The following is a 12,728-nucleotide window of genomic DNA, read 5'->3' on the forward strand; positions in this document are numbered from 1 at the left end:
TCTCGCCCCGGTGTACGGCGCGGTGTCACCACGGCACAGGCGACCGAGCGAGGTAGCCTGAACCCGATGGCCGTGTACACCAAGCATCCTGTGGCGGCACCACCCGCTGCACCCGCCCGAGAGACGACGGGGCATCTGATGGTGCGCGCGTACACGGTGCTGTGCCTGTTCACCGTCTTCGCGCACACCGCGGTCTACAACCTGGTGGGCCCGGTCGGCTCGGTCGTCGTGATCATCGTGCTGACGCTCGGTGCGCTGGGGATCTGGATCCCGGCAGTCGTGAAGAGCAGGCCGACACGGTTCCCCTGGCGTCGTCTGCCGTGGGTGGCGCTGGGCTATGCGGCACTCGCGCTGGTGTCGGTGGCATGGTCCCGCTGGCCCAGCGCGACGCTGCTGACCTGGATGCTGCTGGGCGCGGTGACCATGACGGCCATGCTGGCCGCCACCATGCTGAGCTGGCAGGAGATCGCGCGCGCGTTGTCCACGACGCTGAAAGCGATCCTGACGCTCTCCGTGCTCATCGAGCTGTGGGTGGCGCTGGTGCTGCGGCATCCGATCCTGCCGAACTTCGCGGAGGTGCCGCCGGGAAAGATCGATCCGCACATCTACTGGGTGCGCGGGAACCTCTTCGACGACGGGCGCATCCAGGGTGTGGTGGGCAATGCGCATACTCTCGCGATGATGTGCCTGTTCTCGCTGATCGTGTTCGGCGTGCTGTACGCGGCGCGGGTGCGCCGACGCGGGATGCTGATCGCCTGGGCGGCTCTGGCCGTGGTGCTGCTGGTGAAGGCGGCGTCCACGACCGTGTATCTCGGCATCGCGGTGCTGCTGGCCGTTCTCGCGGCGGCGATCCTGGCGCGTCTGACGGAGACCCCGCGCGCTCGCAGAGCCGTGTACGCCGCATGCGCGATCGTGGCTGTGGGCGGCACGACGACCGCCGTGCTGCTGCGCGAGCGCATTCTGGAGCTGTTCGGCAAGGACTCCGATCTGACCGGCCGGCTGGAGATCTGGCAGGCGGTGTGGGAGCGTGCGATCACCCGGCCGGTGTTCGGGAACGGCTTCTCCTCTCCCTGGGTGCCCTGGGATCCCGCGTTCCACGACTGGATCATGGATCACGGGCTGACGGTGTTCCACGCGCACGACATGTGGCTGGATGTCTTCCTGCAGCTCGGCATCGTCGGCGTGGTGCTCATGGCGATCGCATGGCTCGCCCTCACCTGGCGGGCCTGGTTCTTCGCGATCGACCGGCCGCGCTGGGATCTCGACGCCCGGCGCCCGTATTCGGCGATCGCGCTGCTGCCGCTGCTGCTGACGACGGCGCTGCTGTTCGAGGGGCTGGCGGAGTCGGCGCCGATCATGCTGTGGGGCTGGCTGCTGCTGGTACTGCTCTCGTTCAAGATGAAGTCGGTGCCGCTGATCGGCGTCGGCATCGGCGAGCGCACGCCGGTCATCTCGCACGGACCGCGCGGTTCGCAGGTGCGGCGGGCGCCATGACCCCACGGCGACTCGTGGTCTCGCTGCTCGGATCGGCGGAGTTCGCCCGCGCCTACACGCTCACCGCTCTCACGGCCGTTTTCGCCTCGTTCCTGATCGAGCAGCTGACGTCGGCGACGACTCTGGCGACGATCCTCGGAGTCATCGCGGTCATCGGAGTGGGGATGCTGGTCACCCGGCGTGAGGAGCTCTCGCTGCTGCGCTTCGCGCCGACCTCTCTGCTCGGCTTCCTGGCGCTGGCGATCAGCAGCGTGCTGTGGTCGTCGAACCGCCCGCACACGGTGCTGGGGTGGCTGACGCTGCTGGGCTGCGCGACGATCGCGATCACGATCGGGCACGTGCGCGACACGCTGCAGACCGTGCGCGCCATCGGCGACACACTGCGCTGGCTGCTCGCGCTCTCCCTGGGGATGGAGATCATGTCGGGCATCCTGTTGGATATGCCGTTCGCCGCGTTCGGGATCGAGGGCAATCTCGCCCTGGGCGGCCCCATCCAGGGCATCTTCGGAACCCGCAACATGCTCGGATTCATCGCCGTGGTCGCCCTGATCACCTTTGTGATCGAGTGGCGTACGCAGTCGGTGCACCGGGTCGTCGGCGTGCTGTCCGTCGCGCTGGGAGGGTTTCTCGCACTGCTGTCCGATTCGCCGTCCGTCGTGGTGCTCGCTGCCGGTGTCGGCGTGGCGACGCTCGCGTTGACGATCGTGCGCCACACCGCACCTGCTCGGCGCGCAACGGTGCAGTGGGTGCTGGGTGCGCTGGTCGCCGCCGGGCTCGTGTTCGCCTTCGCGCGCCGGCATCAGATCATCCGGCTGCTCGACGCCGGATCGGACTTCTCCACCCGCGCCGATCTGTGGAACACCATCCTCGATTTCGTCGCCGACAAGCCGATCACCGGCTACGGCTGGTTCGGCACCTGGACAGGCAGCGAATACCCGTTCCCCTACATCAACTTCCAGCTCTCCGACCATCACCAGTCCGCGCTGAACGCATACTTCGACGTGCTTCTCCAACTCGGCGCGGTGGGGCTGGCGCTGTTCCTGATCTTCGGCGGCGTAGCCATCGTGCGGTCGTGGCTGGTCGCCAGCGTGCGCCGCTCGGTGGTGTACGCCTGGACGCCGCTGCTGCTTGTCACGCTGGCCGTGGAATCGATGTTCGAGAGCTTCACACTCGTCGGGGCCGGCTGGCTGCTGCTGGTGCTGTGTGCGCTGCGCGCGGGTCAGAGCAGATCGTGGCGGCAGAACATCGACGACGCACAGACCGGCACGATCCCGACGCTGGGTCCCGAGAAGTAGTCAGCCGAGTGCGCACTCCCTGTCTCCAGCGTTCCCAAGGAGATGACCGGTAGGCTTTTGACCCGTGACCCACGTGCTGCAGAACGTCGTCTTCCCACTCGACCGAGACCCCGATCTGCTCCCGCTGTACGCCGACCCTGAGACCTGGTCCGTCATCGACGAGGAGCCGGTGCGCGTCTCCAACCGCGCCCATCTGGGAAACATCCTCGGCCGTCACCGCGCCCGCATCGTCTCCGGCCGCCGCGTCTCGCTCGGCACCTACTTCAATGCGTTTCCCGCCTCGTACTGGCAGCACTGGACGAGCGTCCGCGAAGTGCGCCTCACGGTGCGCACCAGCGGGCCGGCGACGGTTCTCGTCTATCGCTCGAACGGCAGCGGAGTGCGGCAGCGCATCGACACGCGCGAAGTCACCGGCGACGCCTCGACCTCATTCGATCTGGCGCTGACCGAATACAGCGACGGCGGATGGATCTGGTTCGACGTCGTCGCCGACGAGAAGAATGCGGTGCTCGAGGGGGCCGAATGGACCACCGAGCAGGAGCCCGCACGACAAGGCAAGGCCTCGCTGGGCATCACCACCTACAACAAGCCCGACTACTGTGTCGACACGCTGCGCGCCCTCGCCGAATCTCCGGATGCTCTGGAGTTCGTGGATCGGATCTTCCTGATCGATCAGGGCACGCAGCTGGTCGCGGAGCAGTCCGGCTATGACGAGGTCGCCGTCTCGCTCGGCGACACCCTGCAGGTGATCCGGCAGGCGAACCTCGGCGGATCGGGTGGTTTCGCACGTGCCATGCACGAGACGCTGCAGCGCCCGGAGAGCGACTTCGTTCAGCTGCTGGACGACGATGTGCGTCTGGAGCCGGAGTCCCTGCGCCGCTCGATCGTCTTCGCCCGCTACGCGACGACGCCGGTGCTGGTCGGCGGCCACATGTTCGATCTGCTCGACCGCCCCAAGCTGCACGGCTGGGCGGAGGTCGTCGACGAACACCCCTTCATGTGGCGGAACCTGTACCAGGAGAAGATGCCGCACGACTTCGGCGTCGCGAATCTGCGGCAGTCGCCGCTGCTGCACATGCGCATGGATGCCGATTACAACGGCTGGTGGATGTGCCTGATCCCGCTCGAGACGATCCGCGAGGTGGGCCTGTCGCTGCCCGCGTTCATCAAGTGGGACGATGCCGAGTTCTGCCTGCGGGCCGGCGAGGCGGGGTACCCGACGGTGTCCTTGCCCGGCGTGGCACTGTGGCACGTCTCCTGGGTGAACAAGGACGACACGATCGACTGGCAGGCGTACTTCCATGCCCGCAATCGCATCGTGGCGGGCCTGCTGCACTCGAACGCCCCGCAGGGTGGCCGACTGCTCACCCACAGCCTGCGCGTGGACCTCAAGCACCTGATGATGATGCAGTACTATCCGGTGGCACTGCGCGCGAAGGCGCTGCGCGACGTGCTGTCCGGGCCGGAACACATGCGGCAGAACCTGGCGACGGCGATGCCGGGCGCACGAGCGTTGGCGGCAGACTTTCCGGAGACCGTCGTGCACCGCGATCCGAGCCGTGTGCTGCACTCACGGCGAGGACGGCAGGTGTTTCCTCCGCTGCGGGCCCATGAGCTCGACAGTCCTACCGGAGCTCGCCTGCGGCTGTTCACGCTTCGCACGCTGGTTTCCCATTGGCTGCGCACCCTGATCCGGCGAACGTCGAGCGCCCTGAGGTCGAGTTCGGCAAGGGCGACGCACTGTGGTGGAGAGTTCCGCGCTTCGACAGTGCCCTGGTGAGTTCCGCCGACGGCTCAGGGAAGAACATCTACACGCGCGACCGTGCACAGTATCGCCGGATGCTGCGTGAGTCGTTCCTGCTGCACCGACGGCTGCGTCGGAACTGGGCCAGACTGCAGCAGCAGTACCGCAAGGCACTTCCCGAACTCGTTTCGGACGCCTCCTGGCAGCAGACCTTCGAGGAGCAGGCATGACCGCCGCCGCATTCGACCCGGCATCCGCAGCGATCGTGGTCGTCACCTTCAACCGCTCTCATCTGCTGAGCGGGCTGCTCACCAGCATCCGCACGATGGATCCCCAGCCGGGCCGGGTCGTCATCATCGACAACGCCTCCTCGGACGACACCACCGCCGTCGTCGATTCCTTCCGCGAGGGATTCGGCGCCGAGCTCGTCTACCGTCGGCTGCAGACCAACACCGGCGGATCCGGTGGGTTCAGCGAGGGCATGCGCACCGCATACGAGTTGGGCGCGGAGTGGATCTGGATGATGGACGATGATGTCGAGGTGCTCCCCGACGGCCTCGCCCGAATGGGCCGCTGGTCTCATCGGTTCAAGAGCATCCAGGGCCGACGGTACGACTACGACGGCAGCGAGTTCTACTGGCAGTACCGCATCGCCGACCGCATGGGCATTCCCATCCCGTTCGCACCGTCGAAGTTCGACGCGTCGGGTTTCAAGGAGATGAACAGCGGATGCTTCGAGGGCATGTTCATCCACCGCTCGATCGTGCAGCAGATCGGCCTGCCCGACCCCAGGTTCTTCATCTACTGGGATGACCAGATGTACGGCTGGCTGGCGTCGCGCCTGACGACGGCTGTGATCGTCGACGAGTTCGTGTTGCGACGCACGCGTGAGATCCGGCAGTGGGACATGGGCATCAGGCACATGAACGCCTCAAGCAACGCCTACCGCTACTACATCATGCGCAACCGGGCCTTCATCAAGCAGTACTACCGCGTGCACGATGCTTACAGCCCGGCGCTGTTCGGGCTCGGCACGACCGCGACCTTCTTCAAAGAGCTGATCCGGCTGGTCTTCGTCGAGCGCACCGTGCGCGGCACCAGCAACCTGTTCCGTGGCCTGCGCGATGGCGGCAGGATCGGACGCGACCGCAGCTGGCAGCCGATGCCGGCATTGGAGGCATGATGAGCGAGCCGCAGCCCGAATACGTCTGGGCCCACTCCGAAGACAAGCCCAAGCGCGGACGCGTGTGGCTGATCGTCGTCCTCGCCGTGGTGGCGGTGGCTATCGCCGCGGTCGTGTTCTGGCTGTTCCTGCGTCCAGGTGCGCCTCTCGCGCAGCCGACTCCGACCTCAAGTGCCACGCCGAGCTCCTCCCCGCCGGCCACGGCGACCGCTGCGCCGACGCCGACAGCGACGGTCAGCAGCTCCCCCGAGGCGAGCCCCACTCCGATCGACACCCCGCCGCCGGCGCCCGACCCGAGCATCGAAGCGTTCCGCGGACAGGTCGGCGGATGGCTCGACGACGCACTCACCGGACTCGACATCGTCTCGGACTCCAGCGGTCAGGACGCGCTATCGGTCATCGACAACCTGCGGGGCGATGCTCAGCGCCTCGCGGAGGCGTCAGCGCCGTCTTCGATCTCAGCCGACTGGCGCTCGGGCGTATCGGACTACGGCGATCGTCTGACCGACCTCCGCCAGGCCGTGTCGTCCGGCTCAGGCACCTCGGTCGAGGCTGCCCGCTCCGCGGCTCAGCATCTGCGCGATCTGGTGGGAATCTGAGCCTGGGTCACCTGCGCCGGCGGTTGGCCGCACGACCGAGGCGTCGCCCGAGCGATCAGTCGCTCACGACGACGGCCCAGTCACAGATTCGAGTTCTGACAAGTTCCGTTCGATGTTCGACAACGCCGCCTGCAACCGCATGGGGTCGTGCGCGCTGGCTCCGGTCTCGGCGAGCGCGATCCAGCGGTCCAATTCATCCAGCATGGCGTGCCAGACCGCGGCACGGTCGCTCGGCGGCGTGACGGCACGTAACGAAACACCGCGTTCTCGCAGAGCCGCCACCGCTGGCGGTACCGGACCATTCTCCTCTACCGCCGACCGCACACTCTCAACGTCGGCTTTCAGGCTGCGGACGTAGGGCTCGGCGACGTGTTGGAACTGAGTCAGCGCTTCACGACGGGCACTCCCGGGCGTTTCCGCGTCATCGTGCGACGATTCGTTGTCGCGCATCGAGTGCGCGCTCGACTGTCCGGCGGGTGCATCCACACTCGGCTGCCCGTCGGGGGCTTCGCTTGACCCTTCGAGCGTCTCGTCCGTCTTCGCAGAGCTGGCCACGGTGTCGCGTCCCGCGGAGTCCGGCTCAAAGGATGCTGTGGCCCCGGCCGTCCAAACGAGGGCGATCACGACAGCGAGTACCGCGACACCTCCGGCTGCAGCGGCAGCGACTGGCCACCGCAGTTTCGGAAGCGCGCGTGCCTCCGCCCGCTCGGAACGGCTTTTCTCGTCCCTGTGCATCACATCACTCCAAGTGCGCGTAGCGGAACAGGAACGCGGCCATGGCATCGCGCGTGATCGCATTGTACGGGCGGAACTCCTTCTTTCCGCTGACGTCCCATCCGGTCGAGATTCCCGTTGAAGCAAGCCAGGTGATCTCCTTGTAGAAGCCGTTGCTCACAGGAACATCCGCGAACGGCGTCTTCGCGGGAGCAGTGAAAGCCGGCTGCCCTGCGTAGCGGTAGAGGAAGGCGGCCATGGCATCGCGTGTGATGTTCGCGAACGGGCGGAACTCCTTCTTTCCGCCTCCGACATCCCACCCGGTCGTGATACCTGTATTAGCGAGCCAGGTGATCTCCTTGTAGAAAGAGCTCGACGGACTCACATCGGTGAACGGTGACTTTGCGGGCGCCGCAAATGTCGGCGATCCGGCGGCTCGATAGAGAAACGCTGCCATCGCGTCTCGCGTTACGGTGCCGAAAGGACGGTATTCCTTCTTACCGTTTCCGATGTCATACCCCGTGGAGATTCCCTGCCCAGACATCCAGGTGATCTCTGTCGCGAATGCGCTGTACGACGCGGAACCTGGCGTGCTGCTGACATCCGTGAATCCCGTCGACGGGGTCGGTGGCTGGCTTCCGGTCGGTGAGACGGTACCGTCGACACCTGTCTTCGTCCCGGCCAACGTGATCGCATCGGCTGTGGCCAACGTCGCACGGTTCTTCCACCACTGCTCCTTCACCGAGCTTGCGGCGGAGTAGGGCGTCTGGGACTTCTCGAATCCCACGGTGTACGTTCCTGCTGCGAGGCCCGGGATCGAATACGCCGTCGACCCGTTCTTCTGGATCGCTGCGTTCCGGCTCGGGGATGGCACCCATCCAGTGTCGAGCTTCTGATAAGCGATCACGTCTGCGAGGTAGCTGCCTTGAGTGGCATTGCTGCTGAATCCCGACGCGGTCGCTGTCCCTTCGATCTTCGCGTCGAGCTTCTTGGTCGTGAGGTTGACGCCGGTCGCACCGCCGACGGGAGCGGTCACCTTGTACGAACTCGTTCCACTTCTTTGCGCGTATTGTTCGCCCGCAGTGTCGCTGCTGGCAGATCCAACGACGACATAGTAGTCACCGGGCGCAAGCCGCTTGACCGTGTACTTGTTGTTCTCGTCCAGAGAGGCGTCTGCGCCGGCGTATTGCAACGAGCTGGCCGAGCGGAGTGAGAGCCAGATGTTCTCATACCCCGTCGGGGCCGTGATCGTTCCGCTCAGTGTCGCACCTTTGGCCAGCGACGCGTTGATGCCCGCAACAGTGCCACCGACGGAAACCGCGACCTTCTTCGCGCTGGCCCAATCAAGCTCGTCGTCGTAGAACTCGCTCACCAGGTTGGGAGCTTCGATATACGTCTGGCTCACCTCGTCGAAATACTGCGCTGCTGAGAAGGCAACAGTGTAGGCGCCGGAAGACAACCCGGACAGGCTGTAATTTCCGGTTGCTGGATCGACTGCCGCGTAGGCTGAGTCGAACTCGTTCCATGCGGTCACGGAGACGCCGCGGTACGACGAGGCAGGTTCGCCGGCGGGAAGAGAGACCTTGCCGCTGATGATCCCTCCCTTCTCGAGGGTCGCGCTGATCCCTGTGCGCGAGCCGCCTGCGACCAACTTGATGTTCGCAGCCTTGGCGAAGTCGGTCGTGTTGTCGAAGTATTCGCTGATCAGGTTAGGTTCGGGGATCATTGCCGTCCCGTCCCAGAACGAGCCGACCGCGAAGCGAACCGTGTAGTCACCGGCGGCGAGACCCGTGATGGTATACGCACCGGTGGAAGGATCTGGCTGTGCGGTCGCGTGGATCGGCCCATCGGCGATGACGGTGATGTTTCGCAGCGATGTCGCAGGCTCGCCGGACGGAAGAGAGACCTTGCCACTGAGGCTGGCCCCTCTCGCGAGGGTGGCGTTGATACCGGTCCGAGCGGCACCTTCCGTGACTGAGATCGGCACGGCTGTTGACGCATCAGTCACGTCGTTGTAGTACTCCGGGACGAGATTCGGAGCAGGCTTCTCACCGGCGTCGTCCCAGTACGATTCAGCGGAGAATCGAATTCGATAGTCGCCAGCACCGAGTCCGGTGAGCGTATACGCTCCCGACACCGGATCCACACCTACCGGCTGAACGTATGTATCGTTGCTGGTGCTCTCAGCCGTGACGCGGATGCTTCTCAGAGACGTGATGGGCTCTCCCGACGGCAACGTCACCTTGCCGCTGATCTTCGCGCCCTTGACGAGCTGGGCATTGATTCCCGACTTCATGCCGCCGGCGGAAACGGCTACGAGGTCGGCTGCGTTCCAGTCCGCCGTGCCGTTGTAGTACTGAGTGACGAGGTTGGGCGCAGCGACGTCTGTAGACGCACTCTCGTCCCAGTAGCTCGTCGTCGTGAACGTGACGCGGTACTCGCCCGCCGCAAGTCCGACGATCTCGTAGTTTCCTGTCGAAGCATCCACGATTCCATGTGCGAACGATGGTCCGTCAGCAGACACGGTCACCCCCTTCAGCGACGCGGCGGGCTCGCCGGCGGGAAGGGTGATCTTGCCGGTGATCCTGGCTCCCTTCGCGAGCGTCGCATTGATCCCCGATCTAGTGCTCCCAGCCGTCACGGTGACCACAGACGAGGCACTGTAGTCGATGGTGTCGTTGTAGTACTCCGAGACCAGGTTGGGAGTCACGTACTCTGACGTCGCCTCATCCCAATAGCTCTGTGTAGCGAATTGGACGCGGTAGTCGCCCGCGGGCAGATCCTCGATGCTGTACATGCCTGTCACCGGATCGACCGATACGCTGCTTCCTGTTTCGTCGTTCACGGCGTAGACGTACACACCCTGTAGGGACGTCGCCGACTCGCCGGCAGGAAGCGTGACTTTTCCCGAAATCGTCCCGCCGACTGCTGCCGTGGCAGGCTGGGAAACTCCGGTGGTCAGAAATGCGGCGGCGAGGAGGAGCGTAGTTACGACTCCCCCTGAACGTGCGACCAATCCGCGCGCACGACTATTAATCCCCAACACGCTGCCTCCCAGCAGAAATCCGGCCCGTCCCCTGTGGAGGCCTCTAAGCAGTCAACGTAGCGGAAACCCGTTTGAGAAGGGAAGCGCGAATATTTCTGTTTCAGAAATCTGCCGCGCTCCTCTGGAGCACGTGAAACATCCAAGCGACGACTACATCCGCAGGGCCGCTCAGAACTGACTCGTCAGGCAGCATCTCGCCCCGCCAGGCGCCGTGAGAAGACGACGTCCATCGGCGTCGCTCCAGTACCCGTTGTAGAGCTGCCCGGAGCTGTAAGCGATGTAGCCGCCGATCATGAATCCGTTCATGTGCACCGGTTGGCCACGGTAGGTGATCGTCAGGTGCACATGGTCGAAGTTCGCTCCGCCGCCGCAGGGAAGCGTGCGCCCCACATCGCCGAGGTAGGTGCCGGCCTCGACCCGGTGGCCGATCAGCTGGGTCTGCTGGTTGATCAGGTGGTAGTAGCCGGAGGTCCATCCTCCCCGTGGTCGATAACCAGGTACCCGTTGGCGCCGCAGGAGTTCCACCGCACCGTGCCCGCTGCGATCGAGACAACGCGGGTCGAGGCGCCGGTGCCCGGCCTCGGCCCGAAGTCGAGGGCATTCCACGCGTCGTTCGCCCCGCCGTGCGCCGCGCCCGCCTGCCACCGCTGGCCCTTCTCGAATGGCAGACCGAACACGACGCTGCCCTGATCCGAGGCGGACCACAGGGTGACTCCGGAAGTTGCGACCACGACCAGGTCGCCATCGTCCCGGAGCAGCAGGCGGGGCGACAGGCCGGTGCCCGGCGTGCTCGACCAGGCGAGCGATCCATCGGTTCGAAGCAGCGAGAGGATGCCTGTGGAAGACAGCCGGAGCGCGGCACCGGCGTTCCCTCCGGTGTGCGATCTCCAGATGGGCTCTTGCCCGCTTGCGACGACCAGATCCCCCCGGGCTCGACTGTGAACGAGAAGCGCCCGTCCGCGGAGTGCAGGCTCGCACCAGCGGGCATCGACTCACCTGCGGAGATGGACGATCCGAGGCGTAGGGAGACGGTGAGGGGTGCACTCTGACGCACGGCACGAAGATATCCGTCCCTGCTCGCGGTGACCCGGACCGTGATCGGCGCCCCGGCGTCTGCGACCTGCGGTCGGTACTCCGCCGTCGTCGCACCGGGGATGGCCGTGCCACGGCGCAGCCACTGATACTCGATCGTGCTCGGTGCCGGGGACCAGGTGCCGGCGGCGGCCTTGAGCGCCTTCCCGACGGCGGCTTCACCTGTGATCGTGGGTGTGGGCGTCCCGCTGAATTGTGGCATCCCGCCGCGCGCGTACCGATAGAGGAACGCGGCCATGGCGTCTCGGGTCACGAAAGACCACGGATGAAACTCCATGAGCCCCCGGGCAGATCGTATCCCGCGGTGACACCCAGCCGATGAAGCCAGCCGATCTCCGTAGCGAACGGGGTACGAGCCGTGACGTCGACGAACCCCGAGTCGGTGCCGACGTGCGGCGAACCCGCGTATCGATAGAGGAATGCGGCCATCGCATCCCTCGTGATCGGATCCCAGGGTCGGAACTGACGACTTCCGTCGCCCATCTCCCATCCGGTGGAGATGCCGGTCGATGCGAGCCAGGCGATCTCGTGAGTGAACTCCGAGTCGTCCGGCACGTCAGAGAACGGGACCGCGGCCAGCTCATCGACTTCCGGCGATCCCGCGTAGCGATAGAGGAACGCAGCCATCGCATCCCGGGTGATCGGCTGCCAGGGGCGGAACCGACGCACCCCATCGCCCGAATCCCATCCGGTCGAGATCCCCTCGCCAGCCAGCCACGAGATCTCGGCGGCGAACTCGCTGTACGCGGGCGATGCGCGATCCGCAGAGACATCCGCGAACGAAGCCGCGGCGTTCGCCGCAGAGCCCGTCCACACCATCATCGCGGCAACGATCGCGAACGCACCCGTGATGACGCGCTTACGCATTCTTCCCCGATCCTTCCGTGCTCCGGTCTCTTCCGACATCATGCCCGATCTCAGAGGCCCCGGAGATCGCATGTTGCCGACCGCCGCGGCGCGCCACTATCTTCAGTCCTGAATGGCCCCGACGACGAGGCCCGATCATTCTGGGGTGAAATGCGATGGCAATCGGCAACGAGAGGACCGGTGGGATGCCGCGCTCAGAACGACGCGTTCTGAGCAACCTTGTCTTCGGCGCGCTTTCGGTCGGACTCGCCATAGCAGGAATCGCGCAGCCGGCTGTCGCGGTCGAGGATGCTCCGCTGTCCGACCTCTGGCCAGATGGCGGGCTCTTCATCCAACAGAGCGTGCTCGGTCCAGAGGACGCCCTGTACGCAGGCGACGACGGCTACGTCGGCCCAGCTGGATTCCGCGTCGAACCTGGAGGGCTGATGGGACACCGAGTGTATGTCCTGGCTCCCTGGGCCGGAGATGGAGAATGGGAGCGGTGGGAGAGTCGCGCCTGCCCCAGCGAATCAGAAGCCGACGACGCCGAAGTGCGCGTCTCTTTCGCCGACAAGGCCGGAACCGTGATCGCTTCCGCAGAGCGCTGGGGGTTTGGTGAAGACGCGCTCGGCGAGCAAACCGGCTTCCTCATTCATCCGCTGACGAGCGGTGAGTCATCCACGCGCGGCCTGCTCCACTTCACCTGCCACCACTC

The 12,728-nt window shown here is 65.6% G+C and carries 12 protein-coding genes; 6 read left to right on the top strand and 6 right to left on the bottom strand.

Going from position 1 to position 12,728, the window contains the following annotated elements; translation table 11 throughout:
* The first annotated feature begins 66 nt into the window (after positions 1–66).
* The 6 genes from QUE33_RS06550 to QUE33_RS06575 all read left to right on the top strand — a co-directional run bounded on the left by QUE33_RS06550 (position 67) and on the right by QUE33_RS06575 (position 6,315).
* Positions 67–1,494, top strand: a complete 1,428-nt coding sequence (locus QUE33_RS06550; protein WP_286302626.1) for an O-antigen ligase family protein — start codon at positions 67–69, stop codon at positions 1,492–1,494.
* Positions 1,491–2,789: an O-antigen ligase family protein gene (locus QUE33_RS06555; protein ID WP_286302628.1), complete on the top strand. Its 1,299-nt coding sequence runs from the start codon at positions 1,491–1,493 to the stop codon at positions 2,787–2,789. Before QUE33_RS06550 ends, QUE33_RS06555 begins: the two co-directional genes overlap by 4 nt.
* Positions 2,790–2,853: 64 nt before the next feature.
* Entirely contained in the window at positions 2,854–4,569 is a 1,716-nt protein-coding gene (locus tag QUE33_RS06560; RefSeq protein WP_286302630.1) for a glycosyltransferase, read from the top strand.
* Entirely contained in the window at positions 4,464–4,763 is a 300-nt protein-coding gene (locus QUE33_RS06565) for a hypothetical protein (RefSeq protein ID WP_286302631.1), read from the top strand. Before QUE33_RS06560 ends, QUE33_RS06565 begins: the two co-directional genes overlap by 106 nt.
* Positions 4,760–5,716, top strand: a complete 957-nt coding sequence (locus QUE33_RS06570) for a glycosyltransferase (RefSeq protein WP_286302632.1) — start codon at positions 4,760–4,762, stop codon at positions 5,714–5,716. Before QUE33_RS06565 ends, QUE33_RS06570 begins: the two co-directional genes overlap by 4 nt.
* A complete protein-coding gene (locus tag QUE33_RS06575; protein ID WP_286302633.1) occupies positions 5,713–6,315 on the top strand; it encodes a hypothetical protein in 603 nt (200 codons plus the stop codon). Before QUE33_RS06570 ends, QUE33_RS06575 begins: the two co-directional genes overlap by 4 nt.
* 63 nt (positions 6,316–6,378) lie before the next feature.
* On the opposite strand, the gene QUE33_RS06580 is transcribed toward QUE33_RS06575, so the two are convergent.
* From QUE33_RS06580 to QUE33_RS06605, 6 genes are all read right to left on the bottom strand, one after another.
* Positions 6,379–6,765 (bottom strand): hypothetical protein, encoded by a 387-nt coding sequence (locus QUE33_RS06580; RefSeq protein ID WP_286302635.1) that lies wholly within the window; start codon positions 6,763–6,765, stop codon positions 6,379–6,381.
* Between the two features lie 289 nt (positions 6,766–7,054).
* Positions 7,055–9,874 (bottom strand): S-layer homology domain-containing protein, encoded by a 2,820-nt coding sequence (locus QUE33_RS06585; RefSeq protein ID WP_286302637.1) that lies wholly within the window; start codon positions 9,872–9,874, stop codon positions 7,055–7,057.
* Between the two features lie 369 nt (positions 9,875–10,243).
* Complete coding sequence (locus QUE33_RS06590) at positions 10,244–10,600, bottom strand: M23 family metallopeptidase (RefSeq protein WP_286302638.1); 357 nt, start codon at positions 10,598–10,600, stop codon at positions 10,244–10,246.
* A gap of 816 nt (positions 10,601–11,416) precedes the next feature.
* Complete coding sequence (locus tag QUE33_RS06595) at positions 11,417–12,034, bottom strand: S-layer homology domain-containing protein (protein WP_286302640.1); 618 nt, start codon at positions 12,032–12,034, stop codon at positions 11,417–11,419.
* A 194-nt stretch (positions 12,035–12,228) separates the two neighbouring features.
* Entirely contained in the window at positions 12,229–12,468 is a 240-nt protein-coding gene (locus QUE33_RS06600) for a hypothetical protein (RefSeq protein ID WP_286302642.1), read from the bottom strand.
* A gap of 75 nt (positions 12,469–12,543) precedes the next feature.
* Entirely contained in the window at positions 12,544–12,669 is a 126-nt protein-coding gene (locus tag QUE33_RS06605; protein WP_286302644.1) for a hypothetical protein, read from the bottom strand.
* Between the last annotated feature and the right edge of the window lie 59 nt (positions 12,670–12,728).

The sequence above is a fragment of the Microbacterium suwonense genome, assembly GCF_030296555.1.
Taxonomy (GTDB): domain Bacteria; phylum Actinomycetota; class Actinomycetes; order Actinomycetales; family Microbacteriaceae; genus Microbacterium; species Microbacterium suwonense.